Source organism: Streptomyces sp. NPDC043876 (genome assembly GCF_056435825.1).
The window spans coordinates 72,251-92,146 of record NZ_JBWKDV010000017.1; the positions used below are offsets into that span (position 1 = coordinate 72,251).

Below are 19,896 nucleotides of genomic sequence, written 5' to 3' on the forward strand. Positions count from 1 at the left end.
GTCCGCCCGTCGGCGTATCCCGGGCCGCCACGGACGAAACGATTCCGCATAATTGGATCACCGGTTCGGAATCCGGCCCAGGGACACAGGAGCACGCGTGGCGGCAGAGGCCGATGCAGAGGACCGCGACCGGCGCAAGCCCGCCTCGGACGAGGCGCGCAGCGCCTTCAGCCAGCCCACGGGGGTGGCCGACCCCGGCGTGTTCGAGGACGAGCAGCCGACCTCGGAGTTCGCCGCCCCCGCGGGCACCGCGGCCGTGCCGGCCGAACCGGAGGGCTCCGCCTTCGCCCTGCCCGCCACCTACAGCGGCCGGCACTCCCCGCCCGCCTACACCCCCGGCCAGGGGTATCCGGTCTCCCGGATGAAGGAATCCCCCTGGCAGGACCGGATGCGCACGATGCTGCGCATGCCCGTGGGCGACCGGCCCGTCCCCGAGGCCGTGCAGCGCCTGAGCGAGGACACCGGGCCCGCGGTGGGCCGCGTGCTCGACCTCACCCTGCGCATCGGCGAGCTGCTGCTCGCGGGCGGCGAGGGCGCCGAGGACGTCGAGGCGGCGATGTTCGCCGTGGCCCGCTCCTACGGCCTCGACCGCTGCGAGCCGACCGTCACCTTCACCATGCTCTCGATCACCCACCAGCCCTCGCTGGTGGAGCACCCCGTCTCGGCGAGCCGGACCGTACGCCGCCGGGGCACCGACTACACCCGTCTGGCGGCCGTCTACCGGCTCGTCGACGACATCAGCGCGGCGCACGAGCAGGAGGTCTCCCTGGAGGAGGCCTACCGGCGCCTCGCCGAGATCCGGCGCAACCGCCACCCGTACCCCGGCTGGGTGCTCACCCTGGCCGCCGGACTGCTCGCCGGGGCCGCCTCCACGCTCGTCGGCGGCGGCGTCGTGGTGTTCTTCGCGGCCGCGATCGGCGCCGTCCTCGGCGACCGGCTCGCCTGGCTGTGCGCCGGGCGCGGGCTGCCGGAGTTCTACCAGTTCGTGGTGGCCGGGATGCCGCCCGCCGCGCTCGGAGTGGCCCTCAAGCTCGCCCAGATCGACGTGCGCGCCTCGGCCGTGATCACCGGCGGGCTCTTCGCGCTGCTGCCCGGGCGGGCCCTGGTCGCCGCCGTGCAGGACGGCCTGACCGGTTACTACATCACCGCCTCGGCCCGGCTCCTGGAGGTCATGTACCTCTTCATCGGGATCATCATGGGCGTGCTGGTGGTGATCTACATCGGCCTCCAGTGGGGCGCGGAGCCCAATCCGGAGGAGGCCCTCCAGATCAGCCAGCGGCCGGTCATCCAGATCGTGGCCTCGATGGTGCTGGTCTTCACCTTCGCGATCCTGCTCCAGCAGGAGCGCTCCACCGTGCTGATCGTGACCCTGAACGGCGGGGTCGCCTGGGTGACCTACGGCGCCCTGCACTTCGCGGGCGGGATCCCGCCCGTGCCCTCCACCGCGATCGCGGCCGGGCTGGTGGGCCTGTTCGGGCAGCTCTTCTCCCGCTACCGCTTCGCCTCGGCGCTGCCGTACGTCACCGCGGCCATCGGGCCGCTGCTGCCGGGCTCGGCGACGTACTACGGGCTGCTCCTGATCGCCGAGAACCGCCTCAACATGGGCTTCGCCTCGCTGACCAACGCCGCCGCGATCGCCTTCGCCATCGCCATCGGGGTCAACCTGGGCTCGGAGGCCTCGCGGCTGTTCATGCGGATCCCCGGCTCGGCGAGCGCGGCCAAGCGCCGCGCGGCCAAGCGGACCCGCGGCTTCTGACCCGCCGCCCGCCCGCACCGCCCGCCTCGGGACGTGCGAACGCCCCGGGGCACCAGGTGCTCCCGGGGCGCGCGCGGGCCCGTACGGCGCTCAGCGCTTGGCGTGGCGCCCGCGCTGGCCCTGTACGGGCGGGAGCCCGTCCTGGCCGGCGCCGCGCTCGGCGGCCTCCCCGGCCTTCGCCTTCTTCTCCTTGCGGCCCTTGAGCACCTCGAAGATCACCGGGATGACCGAGATCAGCACGATGCCGATGAAGATCGGCTCGACGTTGTCCTTGATGAACGAGAACTGGCCCAGCTGGTAGCCGAGGACCGTGACGCCCGCGCCCCACAGCACGCCGCCGATGATGTTGAACAGCAGGAACGTCCGGTACTTCATCGCGGTCGCGCCCGCGACCATCGGCGCGAAGGTGCGGATGATCGGGACGAAGCGGGCGAGCACGATGGCCTTGGGGCCGTGCTTCTCCATGAAGTCGTGCGCCGCGTCGAGGTTCTCGCGCTTGAAGAGCCGCGAGTTCGGCTTGTTGAAGAGCTTCGGCCCGAAGACCTTGCCGATCATGTAACCGACCTGGTCGCCGATGATCGCGGCGGCCGCGATCAGGGTGCACACCAGCCACAGCGGCTGCTTGATGGTGCCGCTCGCGACGAACAGGCCCGCCGTGAAGAGCAGCGAGTCGCCGGGCAGGAAGGCGAAGAGACCCGATTCCGCGAAGACGATGACCAGGATGCCGATCAGGCCGAACTGCCCGATCAGATACTCCGGAGAAATCCACTCAGGGCCGAGTGCGAGCATGTTCACGAGTCCGGAGTCTCCTGGATCGGGGGATTTCGGGCAGTTCCTGCGCCGGGCCGGAGCACATGGCAGTGGTTTCAAGTATGAACGCACGCGGCCCCCACCAGGTTCCAGGTACCCGGGGGGACCACGGCGCGCACCGCCTGCCGCGTCCCGCGCCCCTGCGTGCGCCCTACACCCCGCGCACCGCGTTCGCCATGATCGCGTCGCGCACGAACACCGCCAGCCCCGGGCGCATGCCGTCGTAGTACGCCGCGAACCGCTCGTCCGCCACGTACATCTCGCCGAGGCAGACGTGCATCTCGTACGAGCAGGTGTAGTGGTTCCGGTTCATCCAGCCGCGGTGCTCCTCGGCCAGGTCCATGGCGGGCGCGGAATCCGCCGGCGCGCCCGAGTCCAGCAGCGCGACCAGGCGCCGCGAGATGTCCTCGGCCTCGGCCGTGATCCGCTTCCAGTCCTCCTTCGTGTAGGCCGCGGACCGGCGGGCGGACTCCTGGTACGCCTGCGAACCGCCCCAGCGCTCCTCGGCCTCCGCCGCGTGCTCGTCGGGGTCGAAGTCCCCGAAGACCTCGAACTTCTCCTCGGGGGTCAGTCTGATGCTCATCGTGCGTGCCTCCATCGCGCGCTCCACGGCGGCGGCCATCCGCTGGAGCGTGCCGATCCGCTCCGAGAGCAGCGCGTGCTGCCTGCGCAGGTGCTCCTGCGGATCGGTCGCCGGATCGTCCAGCAGGGCCGCCACCTCGTCGAGCGGAAAGCCCAGCTCCCGGTAGAACAGGATCCGCTGCAGCCGGTCGAGGTCCCCGTCGTCGTAGCGCCGGTGGCCCGCGCCGCTGCGGCCGCTCGGTCGGAGCAGCCCGATCTCGTCGTAGTGGTGCAGGGTGCGCACCGTCACGCGGGCGAAACCGGCGACCTGTCCCACGGAGTAGCCCATCGCCTCCGCTCCTTCTCTTCTCGGTACGCGCTCCACTGTGCTGCCTCACGTCACGTGAGGTGCAAGCGCGGCCCGGTCGCGGCGCGGGCGCCCGCTCAGCGGTGCTCGGGGTTGGGGAAGTCGAAGCGGCAGCCCGCGTCCCACTCGGAGCGCTGGTTGCCGTGCGCCGGGATCCCGCCGGAGCGGCGCAGCAGGGCGGCCAGGTGGATCAGGTTCCAGGACATGAAGGTGGTGTTGCGGTTGGTGAAGTCGTTCTCCGGGCCGCCGGAGCCCGGGTCCAGGTAGGAGGGCCCGGGGCCGGCCTCGCCGATCCAGCCCGCGTCCGCCTGCGGGGGGACCGTGTAGCCCAGGTGCTGGAGGCTGTAGAGGACGTTCATCGCGCAGTGCTTGACGCCGTCCTCGTTGCCGGTGATCAGGCAGCCGCCGACCCGGCCGTAGTAGGCGTACTGGCCCTGCTCGTTCAGCAGCGAGGAGCAGGCGTAGAGCCGCTCGATGACCCGCTTCATGACGGAGCTGTTGTCGCCGAGCCAGATCGGGCCGGCCAGGACGAGGATGTCCGCGGCCATGATCTGCGAGTACAGGACCGGCCAGTCGTCGCTCTCCCAGCCGTGCTCGGTCATGTCCGGCCAGACGCCGGTGGCGATGTCGCGGTCGACGGCGCGGATCAGCTCGGTGGTGACGCCGCCCGCCTCCATCACCGCGCGGCTCCTGTCGATCAGGCCGTCGGTGTTGCTGACCTCGGGCGAGCGTTTGAGCGTGCAGTTGACGTAGACGGCACGCAGCTTCAGGTCGCGGTGGTCCTGCGCATGGGTCGGCACGCTCCCAGCCTGACCGGCGGCCCGGCGCCGCGCGAGCGCGGTGGCCCGTACGGGCTCACCGGCGCCCGCCGCGGGGCCTGCGGACCTGCCTCAGCCCCAGGACTGCCCCGACGCCTGCGCGACCAGCTCGAAGGCCGTCTTGCCGTCGAGGGACTCGCGGATGACGTCCGCGTGGCCCGCGTGCCGGGCGTGCTCCTCGATCAGGTGCAGGAGCAGCCAGCGCATCGAGACGCGGCCCTCCTTCGGGAACCACGGCTCCGACGGCAGCGGGAAGGTGTCGTCCAGGCTCGGCAGGTCGCGGACGAACTTCTCCAGTTCGGCCACCACCCCGTCCCAGAACCCCAGGACGGCGCCGACCGATTCGCCGTCGACCAGCCGGAAGCTGTCCGGCCAGGTGTCGCGGTTGCGCTGCTTCTCGTTCGGCCGCTGCTGGGCCATGCGCAGCCAGCTCAGCTCCGTCTCCGCCACGTGCTTGAGCAGCCCGGACAGGGAGAGCTCGCTGGCGCTGGGGCGGCTCGCGGCCTGCTCCTCGGTGAGGCCGAGGACCGAGCGCCGCAGGCCGCCGCGCTGCGCCTCGATGAAGGACAGGAGCGCACCGCGCTCGTCGCCGTGCGCTTCCGCGGGAACGTGAGTGACCATGCTGACCGACCGCCTCGTGTCTCGTGCGTGTCCGGCGCGGTGCGCGCCGTCTCCGACAAGAGACAACCTACGGACCAACGAGGCCAGATACTGTCCTAATTGACCCGCCCGGAGGACATCAGAACGGGAAGCGGGTCCGTCCGTGCTGGACCGAGATCCACTTCTGGGTGGTGAAGGCCTCCACCGTCGCCTCGCCGTTGAGCCGGCCCAGTCCGGAGGCCTTCTCGCCGCCGAACGCCGCCAGCGGCTCGTCCCCGATGGTGGAGTCGTTCACGTGGATCATCCCGGTCTCGATCCGCTGGGCGAAGCGCACGCCGCGCTCGATGTCCCGGGTGTGGACGGCGCCGCTGAGGCCGTACGGGGTCGCGTTGGCCAGCCGTACGCCCTCGTCCTCGCCGTCGAAGACGACCAGCAGGGCCACCGGACCGAAGATCTCCTGGCCCAGAAGCGGGGAGTCCTCGGGCAGATCGGCCAGGACCGTCGGTTCGACCAGGTTGCCGCGCGTAGACCCGCGGACGAGCGCCCGGGCGCCCGAGGCGATGGCCCGGTCGACCAGCGCGGTGAGCGCGTCGGCCTGGAAGGAGTTGATCAGCGGGCCGATGTGCGTCTCGGGGTCGTGCGGGTCGCCGGTCTTGAGCGAGCGCACCTTCGCGGTGAACTTCGCGGTGAACTCCTCGGCGACGGAGCGGTCCACGAGGATCCGGTTCGCGGCCATGCAGACCTGGCCCTGGTAGACGAAGCGGCTGAAGACGGCCGCGTCCACCGCGTAGTCCAGGTCGGCGTCGTCCAGGACGACCAGCGCGCTGTTGCCGCTCAGTTCCAGGACGGTCCGCTTGAAGTGGCGGGCCGCGACGGCGCCGACGTGCCGGCCGACCCGGTCGGAACCGGCGAAGGAGATCACCTTGGGCACCGGGTGGGTGAGGAGGGCGTCCCCTATTTCGGCGATGTCGGTGACGAGGACGTTCAGCAGCCCGGCCGGCAGGCCCGCCTCCTCGAAGATCTTCGCGATCACCCCGCCGCCGACGACCGGCGCGTTCTGGTTCGGCTTGATGACCACGGCGTTGCCGAGCGCCAGGGCGGGCGCGACCGACTTCATGGTGACCAGGAAGGGGAAGTTGAAGGGGCTGATCACGGCGACCACGCCGACGGGCAGCCGGTGGACCCTGTTCTCCTTGCCCGCCACCGGCGAGGGCAGGATGCGGCCCTCGGGGCGGACGGAGAGCTGGACCGCCTCCCGGATGAACTCCTTGGCCAGGTGGATCTCGTACTCGGCCTTGGGCCGGGTGCCGCCCAGCTCGTCGATCATCGCCTCGACGATCTCGGGCTCGCGTTCCTCGGTGATCCGCAGGGCGCGCTCCAGGACGGCGCGTCTGGCGTACGGGCTGGTGGCGGCCCATTCGGCCTGCGCGCGCTCGGCGGCCCGGTAGGCACGGTCGACCTGCTCGACGGTGGCCACCGTGATGGCCGCGAGCTTCTCCCCGTTGTAGGGGTTCACGTCGATGATGTCCCACGAGCCCGTACCGGCCAGCCATTCGCCGTCGATGTACTGGTGGGCCACGTCGCTGAATATGGACATGCCATCCCTTACTGCGAGCGCGCACCCTTGCGCTGCACCGGAGACTGATCAGTCGTCATAGTACGTGCGATTCAAGACAGTTGGAGCAGGCCGCGGAGAAGGTCCCGGGTCTGGCGCGGGTCCGGGCAGTCGCCCTGGAGCCGTTCCATGGCCCGGCTGTACTGCCCCACTTCCTCGTCCTTGTCCAGGTAGAGGGCGCTGGTGAGCTGTTCCAGATAGACGATGTCCTGGAGGTCGGACTCGGGGAAGCGCAGCAGCGTGAACGCGCCGCTCTCGCCCGCGTGCCCGCCGAAGGAGAAGGGCATGACCTGGAGCTGGACGTTGGGCCGCTGGGAGATCTCGATGAGGTGCTCCAACTGGCCGCGCATGACGTCCCGGTCGCCGTACGGGCGGCGCAGGGCCGCCTCGTCGAGGACGGCGTGGAAGACGGGGGCGTTCTCGGAGACGAGGACCTTCTGCCGTTCCAGGCGCAGCGCGACCCGCCGGTCGATCTCGGCGGCGGTGGCCGTGGGCATGCCCCGGCTGACGACCGCGTGGGCGTACGCCTCGGTCTGGAGCAGGCCGTGGACGAACTGGACCTCGTAGATGCGGATGAGGGACGCGGCGCCCTCCAGCCCGATGTAGGTCTGGAACCACCCGGGCAGGACGTCGCCGTAACTGTGCCACCAGCCCGCCGCGTTGGCCTCGCGGACGAGCCCGAGGAGCGACTCGCGCTCGGTTCCGTCCATGACTCCGTAGAGCGTGAGGAGGTCCTCGACGTCCCTGGCCTTGAAGCTCACCCTTCCCAACTCCAAGCGGCTGATCTTCGACTCGGACGCGCGGATCGAGTAGCCGGCCGCCTCACGGGTGATCCCACGGGATTCTCGGAGCCGCCTGAGCTGCGAGCCCAGGAGAATGCGGCGCACCACGGAACCGCTGGCTTCTGCGGTCACCAGTCCTGCCCTCCCCTTCGCCTTGGCTGCGCGGGGCCCCCGAACCCCAAGGGCCGCAGTCTGCCACCAAAACGCATCGGTCCGTAGTCGTTCTGTAACGGAATCCTGCGCCCCGGAAAAGAAGTCCGTAAGGATGCGTAGGAAGAAATGAGCAAGAACCATGACGGGACCGGACAGGTCCGGCGCGTGCACGTGCATCTGCCCTTGCATCTGACATCCGCATTCGGAAGCATGGTCCCCGCGCACCTGCGTGCTCTTCGCGCCGGCGCGAGACCCACCCCGCAGTTCTTTCTGGCCAGGGATACCGCCCGGCCGCGAATCCCGGGAGTGCCTCGCATGGGGACGAATGGATCGACCGTGCTAGAGCCGTTACGGCAGGGGCTGCCCCCGGTCGATCCCACGGCTGTCTCCGGGTCCGCCTCCTGCGCTCTGCCCGCCCGGTACGAGGCGGTGCGGGGGGCCCGTTCGTTCACCCGCTCGACGCTCGCCCAGTGGGGACTCGACGACCGGTTCGACGACGTCTCCCTGGTGGTCTCCGAACTCGTCACCAACGCGCTGCGGCACGCCCTGCCCGAGGATTCGCACGGGTTCCAGGGCTGCCGCGAGGCCCGCGCCGAGCAGGATCCGCCGGTGCGGCTGCACTTGATGCGGTGGAGCACCCGGCTGGTGTGCGCGGTGCGCGACCCGAGCGAGGACCGGCCGGGGGGCTGTTTCTCACCGGAGCGGACGGAGGAGAACTTCGACGCCGAATCCGGGCGCGGACTGTTCCTCGTGGACTCCTACAGCGACAGCTGGGGCTGGCACCCGCTCGCGGGACGGCTCAGCGGGAAAGTGGTCTGGGCCCTGTTCATGCTCCAGGACTGACCCGCCGCCACCCGTGCGCCCAGCGGACGCGGGTGGCCGACGGACACGACACTGGCCGGGAACGATCACTGCGATCGTTCCCGGCCAGTGCACGTGCACGGCTTGATCAATACCCCTGTGCCCCTCGTCCGCCCCTCGTGGGCCGACCCGGTGCCGTCAGGCGATGAGGTGGTCGAACTCCCCGTCCTTGACGCCCAGCAGGAGCGCCTCTATCTCCGCCGGCGTGTAGACGAGCGCGGGGCCGTCCGGGTGACGCGAGTTCCGCACCGCCACGTCGCCCCCCGGCAGTTTGGCGAATTCCACGCAAGAACCCTGCGAGTTGCTGTGCCTGCTCTTCTGCCACATCACCCCGTCGAGCTCTGCGGCCGCCATCCCGTTGTACGCGTGGTCCACAGGAAGCCCCCGATAGTGCAGATGTCAACTGCACCGGATCATAGCTGTGTTCAAGAACCGCTGCATGGGCAGATGCACGTGCACGCGGCGTGGTCCTCCGATCACAGCCGGGGGGCCGGTTTTCCCCCGAGCGCCGCCGAGACCTCTTCCAGCGACTCCAGCAGCAGCTCGGCGGTACCGCGCAACGCCCCCGGCGCGGGCGCGTCCGGGCCGTCCGGCGCGTCCAGGACCGCGCGGACCGCCTCCCACCGCGGGACCCGCCGCTCCCGCACCTCCCGGGCGCCCTCCCCGGTCGCCGTCCGCAGGGCCTCGGCCAGCGCCGCCGCGCCGGGCGCCGGGGCCCGGTCGCGGTCGGGCAGGTGCGCCTCCAGGAGCATCGCCCGGCGGCCCAGCGCGGCCAGCGCCTCGGCCGCCTCCTCGGCGGCCGACCGGGAGATCCCCCGGTGCCGTACGGGCTCCCCGGCGGCCCGGGCGACCGCCTCCTGCCAGGCGATCCGGGCGTCCCGGGCAGCCAGCAGCGCCTCCCGCACATCGGCCCGCCGGGCCCCGGCCGGGTCGGCGTACTGGTCGAACACCGCCGCCGCGTACCGCCCCGCGGCCGCGACCCAGTCGGCGAGCCGGGTGCGCAGCCGCGGGGTCTCCCAGGCCGGGTAGAGCGCGTAACCGATCATCGCGAGGAGCCCGCCGACGAGGGTGAGGGCGACCCGGTCGGGGACGGTCTGGTCCCAGCGCACCCCGCCCATGCCGAGCAGGAAGACGACGTACGCCGACACGAAGAGTTGGGCGACGGCGTACCCCGTGCGCATCAGGACGTACATGAGGCAGGCGCTGACCACGGCGAGCAGGCCGGAGAGGTACATGCCCGGCTGGGCGAGCCGGACGACGCCGGTGGCGACGGCGACCCCGACGAGGGTGCCGCCGAAGCGGGCGACGGCGCGCTCGTAGGTCTGGCTGAAGTCGGGCCGCATCACCATGACGGCGGCCATCGGCGCCCAGTAGGGGTGCCCGAAGGGCAGCGCGTGCCCGATCAGGTAGCCCGCGGAGGCGACGGCGGTGACGCGCAGCGCGTGGCGCAGTACGGGCGATCCGGGCCGCAGGTCCGCCCGTACCGCCTTGGCGACCAGCGGGACCAGCCCGGGCAGGGTGGGCCGCAGCATCGATTCCGCGGGGTCGGCGGTCCGCCCGGATCCCGGCTCGGCGGTCTCCAGCACGTCCTCCAGCAGCGCCGCCAGCCGGCGCGCGGCCCGCAGCGCCGCCCCGTCGAGCAGGTCGGGCGTGTCCGGTGCCTTGAGCACGGAGAGGGCCGGCGCGGGCAGGCGTACGGGCTCCCCGTGCCGGATGGCGTGCGCGGCGGCGTCCAGCACGGACCCGGCGGCGGCGAGCAGCTCCCGCACCCGCCCCCGCGCGGGCCCCTCGGCCGGAGCCCCCACGGCCGGGTCGGCGAGCGAGGCCAGCACGGGCCGGATCCGCTCGGCGAGCCCCCGCGCGCCGTGCAGTTCGGCGGGCCGGCTGCGGGCCTGGCGGCGGGTGACGAGCGCGGCGGCCCGGGCCGTCATCAGCGGAGCGGGGTCGAAGGGCGCGACCGGATCCTGGCGCAGCCGCCGGGCGTAATCGGCCTCGGCGGCCAGCGCGTCGGCGAGGGCGTCGCGCTGGGCGCCCCAGCGGCGGACGGGGAAGAGCACGATCAGCAGCGCCTGCACCACCCCGCCCGCGGCGATCATCGCGGCGTGCCCGGCGGCCTGCGCGACGGAGGTCGGCAGGGTGACCGTCACCAGCATGATCGCCACGTTCCCCGAGGCGATCACCCCCGCGGTCGGGCCGGCCGCCCAGAGCATCCCGGAGGCGAAGGTCCAGGCGGCGAGCAGCGCGAGGAAGGCCAGGGTGTCGGAGGAGCCGACGAGGTAGCCGACGAAGGTGCTGACGGCGAGGGTCAGTCCGGAGGCGAGCGCGAGCACCGGGCGGGGGCGCCAGCTGCGCTGGAAGGTGGCGATGGCCGCCATGAAGGCGCCGAAGGCGGAACTGGCGGCCGCGCCGGGGCCCAGGAAGGCCAGCCCGAAGCCGATGACGAGGGCGAGTCCGACGCCCGCGCGCACGGCGATGAGCGGCTCCAGCCGGGTCCGCTCGACCGTCAGTCCCGATCGGGCGGTGTCCTTCAGGGCCCGGAGCCAGCTCATGGGGGGAGCGTAGCGGGTCCGGCTTTTCCGCGGATTTGTACGGACACGGCCGGTGGACTCGTGCGGTCAGGGCCGGTGGATTCGTGCGGCGGGCGGCCGGCGGGGCTGCCCTGGACCGGTGCCGGGCCGGTCCGGGGCCGGCCGGCGCGGGAAGCCGGACCGCGCCCGGAGCGGAAGCCCGCGGCCGGGGGCGGGGCGGAAGCCCGCGGCCGGGGGCGGGGCGGAAGCCCGCGGCCGGGAGCGGGGCTACTTCCGCAGCGCCTGGCGGTCCGGGCGGCCCTGCGCCGCGCCGACGTTCGCCCGGTCGGCGGCCTCGGTGCCGTCGGTCCAGCCCGCGAGGTCGGTGGCCCCGCGCAGCCGGGTCGTGGTCGTCTTGGGGAACATCTCCTCGGCCCGGGCCCCGACGGCCACGTCCCGCGCGACCAGCGCGGGCAGCAGGTCCGGCGTCTCGGCGGCCGTGTGCTCGGCCGTCTCCGCCAGGCGCTGGCCCAGCCGGCTCGCATAGGCCAGCAGGAACGACTGCCGGAACGTCTTGGTCCGCTTGCGCCCGCCCGCCCGCTGCCCGGCCTCGGCGCGCGTCATCGCCGCCGTCCCCTGCACGAGCAGCGAGGTGTACAGCAGGTCCACGGACTCCAGGTCGCCCTCGAAGCCCACCACCGTCGAGAACTCGAAGGCCGCGTTCCACACCGCCTGGCACCGGTTGGCCCGCGCCACCGCGTCCAGCAGCACCGCCTTGGCCTCCTCGTACGGCGGCTCCACCCCGATCCGGCAGGCCCCCGGCACCTGCCCGGAGCCTCCCTCGCGCACCGCGAGCAGCGCCTCGTCGACGGTGTGCCGGGCCATCAGCTCCTGCGCCTTCGCGCTGAGCGCCTCCGCCTCCTCGGGGAAGGTCGTCGCCTCGGCCTTGGCCAGCAGCGCCCGGATCCGCCCCAGCATCCGCGGTTCCATGTGCCCGGCCTGCGCCAGCTCCCCCGCCGGATCCCCGGGCAGCGGGCCGACCGGTTCGATCGACGGCAGCCGGACCAGCACCCGCAGCACCTCCAGCACCGCGGTGGCCAGCGAGAACCGGTCGCACTTCTCCCGCGCCGCCACCGACTCCGCGTACGCCGAGTCCGGGCCCCACCACACCTCCCCGGCACCCCACCGCGCGGGCAGCCGCGCGTACCGCCGCGCCTCCCCGGCGATCAGGTCCCCGACCAGGCGCACGTGCCGCTCGTCCAGATCCCGGCGCACCAGCCGCACCACGTCCGCGGGCTGCCAGCCGCGCTCCCAGGCCTGGCGCACGAACCCCTCGCCGCGCGCCAGCAGCTCCCGCCCCACCTCGCCCCACGGCCCGGCGGCGAGCAGCGACGCGCCGGTGTCGAGCCCGGTGTCGTCCTGGGCGTAGAGGGCGGCGGCGAAGGCACGGTCGACAACATCTTTCACCCCGACAGCTTGGCACGCCCCCCGCGAGCGCCCCCGGCCCGCCCTTGCGCCGACCGGTCCCCCCGGCGCCCACTCCGCGCACGCCATCCCCCGACACGCCCCCGGGCCCCCGACACCACCGCACTGTCAGACCCCGGTGGAACACTCGGACGATGAGCGACCACCCCACCCGGTGGGTGTTGGCCGAGACCCCGGACGCCCGCTGGGAAGCCACCCCGGCGCACGGCCAAGGCCCCCGCACCACCGCGGCCACCCCGGAGGAGGCGATCCGGGCCGCCCCGCCCGGCACCCGCTGGATCTGGCGCTCCACCCAGGCCGTCTACCCCCGCCTGCTCGCCTCCGGCACCCGCGTCACCCGCTGCTACGACATCGAGGACGCGGAACTCCTGCTCCTCGGCCACGAGGGCCGCCTCGGCGAACCCCGTTCCGCGGCCGCCGCCTGGGCCCGCCTCACGCACAACCCCGTCCCCCCGGACCCCCCGCAGCGCAGCGCGGCCCCCGGCAGCCAGTCCTCCCTCTTCGACCCCCGCCCGGCCCCGCTCCCCCTCGACGCCCTGCTCGCGGTCTACGCCGACCAGATGCGCCGCCACGGCGCCACCGCCCACCCCGACCGCATGCACCTGCTCACCACCGCCGAGTCCGCCGGCTTCCTCGTCGCCGCGGAGATGAACCGGGCGGGCCTGCCCTGGCGGGCGGACGTGCACCGGGCGCTGCTCACCGACCTCCTCGGCGAGCGCTACGGCGGCGGGGGCGCCCCGCGCCGCCTCGCCGAGCTGGCCGAGCAGATCTCCGCCGCCTTCGGCCACCCGGTCCGCCCCGACCTGCCGGCCGAGGTCATCAAGGCCTTCGCCCGCGCCGGGATCAAGCTGAGGTCCACCCGCCGCTGGGAGATCCGGGACATCGACCACCCCGCCGTCGCCCCGCTGCTGGAGTACAAGAAGCTGTACCGCATCTACACCGCCCACGGCTGGGGCTGGCTCCAGGACTGGGTGCACGACGGCCGCTTCCACCCCGAGTACGTCCCGGGCGGCACCGTCACCGGCCGCTGGGTCACCAACGGCGGTGGCGCCCTGCAGATCCCGAAGGTGATCCGCCGGGCGGTCGTCGCCGACCCCGGCTGGCGGCTCGTCGTGGCGGACGCCGACCAGATGGAGCCCCGGGTGCTGGCCGCGATCTCCCGCGACCCGGGCCTGATGGAGGTGGCCGGCCGCCCCGAGGACCTCTACACCTCGATCTCCCGCCAGGGCTTCTCCGGCGACCGCGACATGGCCAAGATCGCCGTCCTCGGCGCGGTGTACGGGCAGACCTCCGGCGACGGCCTCAAGAACCTCGCCGCCCTGCGCCGCCGCTTCCCGCGCGCCGTGGCCTACGTCGACGACGCCGCCCGCGCGGGCGAGGAGGGCCGGCTGGTCCGCACCTGGCTGGGCCGCACCTGCCCGCCCGCGGCCGGGGCCGCCGCCCAGGAGGAGGCCGGCCTCCCCCAGGAGACCGCGGAGACGGGAGGCCCGTACGCGGCGGACGGCGGCGCCCCCGGCCCGGCCGGCGGGTTCACCCCCGGCTACGCCTCCTCCGACTCCCGGGCCCGCGGCCGGTTCACGCGCAACTTCGTGGTCCAGGGCAGCGCCGCCGACTGGGCCCTGCTGATGCTGGCGGCCCTGCGCCAGGCCACCGCCGACCTCCGCGCCGAGCTGGTGTTCTTCCAGCACGACGAGGTGATCGTGCACTGCCCCGCGCAAGAGGCGGAGACGGTGGCGCAGGCCATCCGCGAGGCCGGCGACCGGGCCGGCCGGATCGCCTTCGGGGAGACCCCGGTCCGGTTCCCCTTCACCACGGCGGTCGTGGAGTGCTACGCCGACGCGAAGTAGCGACGTAAAAGAGCCACCCGAGGTTCAGAGATGTTTCAGAAATACGCTGAACCGATGACCGGGTGAGTGCCACCCTTGGGTCATGTCGGGTTTTCGGGGGGCGGGCCCATCGCCCGTGCGGCGCCTTGTGCTGGACCGTTACGCACTGCTGGAGCGTTTCCAAGGAGGCATGGCGGAGGTCTGGAAAGCGCACGACCAGCGGCTCGACCGAACGGTCGTGGCCAAATTCCTGCGGGTCGCGGACCGGGGCACGCACCCCGCCCTCCGCTTCCTGCGCGAGGCGAAGATCCTGGCCGCCATCGACGACCCCCGGATCGTCCGGGTGCACGACGTGGACGAGGCCCGGATCGACGGCTCCTGGCACCTCTACCTGATCACCCAGTACGTCGAGGGGCGGACCCTGCGCGCCGTGGTCCCCCGGGGTCACCGGCAGGCGGTGGACCAGGCCCTGCGGTGGGCCGCCGAACTGTGCGAGGCGCTCGTCCCGGTCCACGCCCGGGACCTCGTCCACCGCGACATCAAGCCGAGCAACATCATGATCCGCGGCGCCGGAACGCCCGCGCCCGCCACGGCGGGCGGCACGGGCGGGGCGGGCAGCACGGGCGGGGCGGCCAGCACGGGCGGGGCGGCCATGGCGGGCGGGACGGACCCGGGCCACAGCGGCCTGCTCCTCCTCGACTTCGGCATCGCCCGCTCGTACACCGCCTTCGGCGCCCTCGGTTACGCCGCCGGCGTCACGGGCTACGCCCAACTCGTCGGCACCCCCGAGTACATGGCCCCCGAATGCTTCCTCCAGGAGCCCATCGGCCCGGCCACCGACCTCTACGCCGTCGGCTGCGTGCTCTTCGAGATGCTCACCGGCCGCCAGCCCTACACCGCCCCCGACGACTACGGCACCCTCGTCTCCCTGCACTGCCGCGCCGCGATCCCCTCCGTCCGCGCCCTGCGCCCGGACGTACCGTCGGCCGTGGACCACCTGGTCACCCGGCTGCTCACCAAGAACCCCGGCGAGCGCCCCGCCGACGCCCGCGAGGTCGCCGGGCTGCTGCGCGGGCTCAGCCTGGCCGTCGTACCGCCCCCCACCGTCGTCGTCACCCCGGGCACCCCGCCGCCGCCCGGCCGCCCGCCGGAGCCCCCGGCGGACCCCGCGCGGCAGGTCGAGGCCCGCTGCAACGCCGTGCTGGAAGCCACCGAGCGGGACCCGGAGGGCCCGCCCGAGGAGCGGGTGCGGCAGCTGAGCGACGTCCTCGACTTCGCGCGTGCCTCGCTCCCCGCCGATCACCGCGGGATCTGGCTGGTCTCCCTGCACCTCTCGCAGGCCCTGGCCCGGGCGGGCCGCCCCGCGGCCGCGGCCGAGCGGCTCGCGCCGGTGGCCGCGCGGGCCCGCCAGGTGCTCGGCGCGGACGACCAGCTGGCCATCCTGTGCGCGCTCAACCTCGCCCGCTACATCGGCGAGTCCGGCCATCCGCGCCCGGCCGCCCAGCACTTGCTCGAACTGCGCGCCGCCGTCTCCGGGGTGCTGGCCGCGACCGACCCCAAGCTGTCGGAGATCCGCTACGACCAGGCCCACTGGCTGGCCGCGGCCGGCGAGGCCCGGCGCGCGACCGCCGAGTTCGAGGCCCTGTACGCCGACCACTGGACGGCGTACGGCCCGGACCACCCGCAGACCGTCCGGCTGCGCGAACTGATCGCCCGTAGCCGGGCGTAGCACCTCATCGACCCACCAGGGAGGGATGAAGACCATGGCCGACATGTACGACCTGAACGCCATCCGGGACAGCTTCTTCGCCAGCCAGTCCAAGACGGCGGCGGGTCAGCAAGAGGTGTACGTCGACCGCGAGGGCAAGGTCCGCCTCGGTACCGGCGGCGAGAACGACGCGCCGCTCTCCAGAGTCCCGCAGAGCACCTTCGCCGCCGGATCCACCGCGGCCCGGCTGGAGCGCGAACGCCGGGTCGTGGAAGCCAAACTGCCCGCCAACACCTACTACGAGGACGCCCCCGGCGCCGAGGGCTGGGTCTACGAGATCACCACCATGTTCGAGCACCGCTACGTGATGTGCGCGCGCTTCGACGGGGTCGAGTACCAAGTCCGCCTGATCGAACCGGAGCTGGAGTCGCTGCCCAGCCACGACCAGCACGGCTTCCACCTCTACCACAGCGGCCTGATCTGCCTGTCCGAGCGCTCCGGTTCGGGCCAGCCCACCCTCCAGGAGGCGTACGCGCGCTCGGCGACCTGGGCCCTGGGCGTGGACTTCGTCCGCATGGGACGCCCCTTTCCCTTCAACCGCAAGCAGTAGGGACCGATTGCCGTGCTGCCCGTACATGTCTTCGACTACGTGATCGACCAGGTGGGGCGGGACATCGGGCGGACCCGGCCCGAGCAGGGCGGCGCCCTGCTCGGGCTGCGCGGGCGCGACGTGCTGACCGCCTTCGTCCACGACGCGCGCGCCCAGGTGACCCGGGTGGAGTACAGCAACACCCCGTGGCTCCTGCACGAGATAGGGCGGATGGAGGGGGCCGGCCCGGTCCGGTTCAAGGGCATCATCCACTCGCACCCGACGGGCATGCCCCGGCCGTCCCAACAGGACCACCGCGAGTACGGCCGCACCCTGGAGGCGGTGCCCGACCTCGGGCGCTACCTCGCACCGATCGTCACCCACGACCTCGTCACCCCCGGCGAGCGGCACGAGCTGTTCACCGAGACCGCCCGGATCTCCTTCTTCGGCGCGATGTGGACCGAGCGCGGGGTCCGGCTGGAGCCGATGCGCCCGGTGGTCGTGCCGCTGGCCGCGGCGCTCCGGCAGGCCGGGGTGACCTGGTCCGACTCCTTCCCGCTCACCTGCGAGGTGGGCGGGGTGGCCGGGGTACGGGTCCCCCTGCCCCCGGACCGCTCGGGCGCCCGGCGCCACCTCTTCGCGACGGCCGACTTCCCGGTGGCACCGCCGCTGCTGCTGGAGGAGGCCGGGGCGGACGGGCCGCACCCCGAGCTGATCGTGCGGGAGCTGGGCTGGGACCCGCGGATCCCGCAGCAGGACCGGCTGCGGGAGGCGCTGGGGGCCGCGGGGGCCCGTACGGCGCCGCCCGCGCCCACCGCCTCCCGCGCGGGGCAGTCCGTACGGCGTCCACCCGCGCAGCCACCGGGCGGCCGGGAGCCGCTGGGGGCGGACGGCGGGGCGGGGGGTTCCGGGGCGGGGGGCTCCGGGGTGGGGGGCTCCGGGGTGGGGGAGGCCTTCGCACCGCGGCCGGGTGGGCCGCAGCCGGGTGGGCCGCGCGCCCCGGCGGAGTCCGCGGCCCCTTCCGCACCGGCGCCCGGACGGACGCGGCGGATCCTCTACCGGCTCGGGATCGGCCGGGCGCGGGCCGCGCGCGCCGGCCTCTTCGCCCGTACCCAGGGCCTGCTCTCCCCGGCCCTCGCGGACACCCACGTGCTGCTGGTGGGCGTCGGTTCGGTCGGCAGCTACCTCGCCGAGGTGCTGGTCCGCTCCGGCGTCGGCCGGCTCACCCTGGTCGACCCCGACCGGGTCGAACCGGCCAACCTCGGCCGGTCGTTGTTCGGGGTGCGGGACATCGGCCGCAACAAGGCCAAGGCCACCGCCAAGCGCCTGCGCAAGGTGAACCCGCGGCTCAAGGTCACCGTGCTCGCCCGCGACGTCGCCTCGCTCGACGACCACCACTGGCACCAGCGGATCTCCGACGCCCAGCTCGTGGTCGCCGCCACCGACGACAACCAGGCGCAGCAACGCCTCAACCACCTCGCCTACTTCCTGCGCCGCCCGGCCGTCTTCATCGGCCTGTACGACGGCGCGGCGGGCGGCGAGGTCGTCTTCACCACCCCCGGCTCCCCCTGCTGGTCGTGCGCGACCGGCGGGGTCCGCGAATCGCTGGGCGAGCTGGGCCACCAGCCGCGCACCGACTACGGCACCGGGCGCCTGTACGCCGTACCGGGGCTGCTCACGGACATCCACCACCTGACCGCGGCGGCGGCGAAGGTAATCCTGGCCCTGCTGCACCCGAGCGATGGGCCCGACCGGGTCGGCGGGTTCCTGACCGCCCCGCTCCGCAAGGACCTGTCGATGGCCCTGTTCGCCATGGAACCGGACCACTGGTTCTTCCCGCGCGTGCTCGGCGAGGCACCCGGCCAGCACGCGTTCCAGAGCATCTGGCTGCGCACCGGACGGCGGCCCGACTGCCCGGTGTGCGGGGACCCTTCCCTGCGCAGCGACCCCCGCGAGCACGGCCGTCGGGCGGGCGACGACGCCGACCTCACCCGGCGCCAGAAGCGCGCCTTCGAAGAACGCCGGCAACGCCACCGCCACTGATCAGAGGGCCAGAGGGCCAGCGGGACAGAAGGGAAGGGGAACAGCCATGGGGGACGACACGACCGAGGCGATGCGCCGCGCCCGCGAGGCACGCCTGAAGTACAACAACGCCGCACCGCCGACCCGGACACCGAAGTCGCCTCCCGCCCCCGCTCGGCCCGCGCCGAGGCCGACGCCGACACCCGCGTCCACCCCGACGCGACAGGTTCCGGTCCCGACGCCGGGGCGGGCGTCGGAGCGGGCAGCGGTACGGGCGCGGACGGTCTCCCAGGCACGTCCGGTGGCGGGCCTGGGAGAGGCCGCCGCCTTCGGACAGGGCGCGGCGCTGACCCTGTTCCTCTGGCAGCTGCTGCTCATGACCGACTGGACGTACCCGCTGCGCCTCTCGGCGGAGCTCGCCCCGCGCTGGAGCTTCCCGCACGACGTGGCGGTCAAGGAGCTCCGGGCCGAGTGGTTTCCCCAGCTGCGCGACCTGGTGCTGTTCCAGGGGCCGGGGCGGGAGTACCCGTGGCTCTTCCCGGTCTGCGCGGTGGTCCTCTACCTCCTGGTCCGGGTGGGCCGCCTCCCGGAGGCCCTGCAGGCCGTGCTGGGCACCCTGGTCAGCCTCTACGGCCTGGCGGCACTCCTGGCGAGCGGCCCGTCCCTGCTGCACCAGTGGCCCCTGGCCCTGGCCCTCGCGGCCCTGAGCGCGTGGGCCCTGAACAGCCTCTACGTCCGGGAGTGACCGGGGACGGCGTCAGCCGAGGTCGTGGACGTACACGTGATAGGGATCCCGCACGAACCCCTCGGCCTCGTACAGCCCCTGGGCGACGTGGTTGTCGTAGGCCGTCTCCAACTGCACCCCGCACACCCCCGCCTCCCGCGCCCGGCGCAGCGTCTCCCTGAGCAGCGCCCGCCCCGCCCCGCTCCGCCGCCCGGCCGGCGCGACGTACAGATCCCCCAGCACCCACAAGGGCCGCAGCGAAAGCGAAGAGAACGTCCGGTACACCTGCGCGAACCCCACGGTCCCACCCGCACCCTCACCCCCCTCCACATCGGCGAGCAGCACGAGCGACTCCCCCTTGCGCATCCGCTCGGCCAAAAACTCCCGGGGCGCCCCCGCGTCGTGCCCGCTCACCCCGTAGAAGTCGAGGTACCCCCGGAACAACCCGGCAGCCACCTCCACATCCCCACTCCCAGCCTCCCGCACCACAACCCGAGCCCCCATACCCACCCCTCCCACGCACCCGACCGGACCCGCCCATTATCCCGCTCGCACCCCCACCACCCCGAACCACCGCCCGCGCTAACACTGGTAACGGGCAGTCAGCACGCCACCAGATTGCTCACTCTTCGTAGTGGACTCGCTTCGTAAATCAGAACGCCTAGCACCCCAGAGGAGTTCCGTTCTGCGGTTCCCCACGGGCTGCATGTTC

Annotated in this window: 17 protein-coding genes; 7 read left to right on the plus strand and 10 right to left on the minus strand. The window is 73.3% G+C overall.

Annotated features, from left to right (window positions below; all coding sequences use genetic code 11):
* The first annotated feature begins 97 nt into the window (after positions 1-97).
* Entirely contained in the window at positions 98-1,756 is a 1,659-nt protein-coding gene (locus AC0693_RS35770; RefSeq protein ID WP_356406638.1) for a threonine/serine exporter family protein, read from the plus strand.
* A 90-nt stretch (positions 1,757-1,846) separates the two neighbouring features.
* Here AC0693_RS35770 and AC0693_RS35775 read toward each other — a convergent pair whose 3' ends face one another.
* The 6 genes from AC0693_RS35775 to AC0693_RS35800 all read right to left on the minus strand — a co-directional run bounded on the left by AC0693_RS35775 (position 1,847) and on the right by AC0693_RS35800 (position 7,417).
* The gene (locus AC0693_RS35775; protein ID WP_478804175.1) at positions 1,847-2,551 is read right to left on the minus strand and encodes a DedA family protein; all 705 of its coding nucleotides are present in this window, start codon (positions 2,549-2,551) and stop codon (positions 1,847-1,849) included.
* A gap of 166 nt (positions 2,552-2,717) precedes the next feature.
* Complete coding sequence (locus AC0693_RS35780; protein WP_478804176.1) at positions 2,718-3,476, minus strand: MerR family transcriptional regulator; 759 nt, start codon at positions 3,474-3,476, stop codon at positions 2,718-2,720.
* 95 nt (positions 3,477-3,571) lie between these two features.
* Entirely contained in the window at positions 3,572-4,294 is a 723-nt protein-coding gene (locus tag AC0693_RS35785) for a flavodoxin family protein (RefSeq protein WP_356406630.1), read from the minus strand.
* A gap of 90 nt (positions 4,295-4,384) precedes the next feature.
* Positions 4,385-4,933, minus strand: a complete 549-nt coding sequence (locus AC0693_RS35790) for a DinB family protein (RefSeq protein WP_478804177.1) — start codon at positions 4,931-4,933, stop codon at positions 4,385-4,387.
* 118 nt (positions 4,934-5,051) lie between these two features.
* Positions 5,052-6,509 (minus strand): aldehyde dehydrogenase family protein, encoded by a 1,458-nt coding sequence (locus tag AC0693_RS35795; protein ID WP_356406624.1) that lies wholly within the window; start codon positions 6,507-6,509, stop codon positions 5,052-5,054.
* 71 nt (positions 6,510-6,580) lie between these two features.
* Complete coding sequence (locus AC0693_RS35800) at positions 6,581-7,417, minus strand: helix-turn-helix domain-containing protein (RefSeq protein WP_330335079.1); 837 nt, start codon at positions 7,415-7,417, stop codon at positions 6,581-6,583.
* Between the two features lie 360 nt (positions 7,418-7,777).
* Here AC0693_RS35800 and AC0693_RS35805 point away from each other — a divergent pair, with 360 nt between their 5' ends.
* Complete coding sequence (locus AC0693_RS35805) at positions 7,778-8,305, plus strand: ATP-binding protein (protein ID WP_478804178.1); 528 nt, start codon at positions 7,778-7,780, stop codon at positions 8,303-8,305.
* Positions 8,306-8,461: 156 nt separating this feature from the next.
* Here AC0693_RS35805 and AC0693_RS35810 read toward each other — a convergent pair whose 3' ends face one another.
* The 3 genes from AC0693_RS35810 to AC0693_RS35820 all read right to left on the minus strand — a co-directional run bounded on the left by AC0693_RS35810 (position 8,462) and on the right by AC0693_RS35820 (position 12,297).
* Positions 8,462-8,698, minus strand: a complete 237-nt coding sequence (locus AC0693_RS35810; protein ID WP_356406618.1) for a DUF397 domain-containing protein — start codon at positions 8,696-8,698, stop codon at positions 8,462-8,464.
* Positions 8,699-8,799: 101 nt separating this feature from the next.
* The gene (locus tag AC0693_RS35815; protein ID WP_478804179.1) at positions 8,800-10,872 is read right to left on the minus strand and encodes an FUSC family protein; all 2,073 of its coding nucleotides are present in this window, start codon (positions 10,870-10,872) and stop codon (positions 8,800-8,802) included.
* Positions 10,873-11,118: 246 nt separating this feature from the next.
* A complete protein-coding gene (locus AC0693_RS35820) occupies positions 11,119-12,297 on the minus strand; it encodes a DUF2786 domain-containing protein (RefSeq protein ID WP_356406612.1) in 1,179 nt (392 codons plus the stop codon).
* 152 nt (positions 12,298-12,449) lie between these two features.
* Between AC0693_RS35820 and AC0693_RS35825 the strand changes: the two genes are divergently transcribed.
* From AC0693_RS35825 to AC0693_RS35845, 5 genes are all read left to right on the plus strand, one after another.
* Positions 12,450-14,162: a bifunctional 3'-5' exonuclease/DNA polymerase gene (locus AC0693_RS35825; protein ID WP_478804180.1), complete on the plus strand. Its 1,713-nt coding sequence runs from the start codon at positions 12,450-12,452 to the stop codon at positions 14,160-14,162.
* Between the two features lie 169 nt (positions 14,163-14,331).
* Positions 14,332-15,870 carry a serine/threonine-protein kinase gene (locus AC0693_RS35830; RefSeq protein WP_478804181.1) on the plus strand — a complete coding sequence of 513 codons (1,539 nt, stop codon included), beginning with the start codon at positions 14,332-14,334 and terminating at the stop codon, positions 15,868-15,870.
* A 25-nt stretch (positions 15,871-15,895) separates the two neighbouring features.
* Positions 15,896-16,459: a hypothetical protein gene (locus AC0693_RS35835; RefSeq protein ID WP_469319089.1), complete on the plus strand. Its 564-nt coding sequence runs from the start codon at positions 15,896-15,898 to the stop codon at positions 16,457-16,459.
* A 12-nt stretch (positions 16,460-16,471) separates the two neighbouring features.
* Positions 16,472-18,481 (plus strand): ThiF family adenylyltransferase, encoded by a 2,010-nt coding sequence (locus tag AC0693_RS35840; RefSeq protein ID WP_478804182.1) that lies wholly within the window; start codon positions 16,472-16,474, stop codon positions 18,479-18,481.
* A gap of 46 nt (positions 18,482-18,527) precedes the next feature.
* The gene (locus tag AC0693_RS35845) at positions 18,528-19,205 is read left to right on the plus strand and encodes a hypothetical protein (protein ID WP_478804183.1); all 678 of its coding nucleotides are present in this window, start codon (positions 18,528-18,530) and stop codon (positions 19,203-19,205) included.
* A 12-nt stretch (positions 19,206-19,217) separates the two neighbouring features.
* On the opposite strand, the gene AC0693_RS35850 is transcribed toward AC0693_RS35845, so the two are convergent.
* The gene (locus AC0693_RS35850) at positions 19,218-19,640 is read right to left on the minus strand and encodes a GNAT family N-acetyltransferase (RefSeq protein ID WP_468469960.1); all 423 of its coding nucleotides are present in this window, start codon (positions 19,638-19,640) and stop codon (positions 19,218-19,220) included.
* Positions 19,641-19,896: the final 256 nt, after the last annotated feature.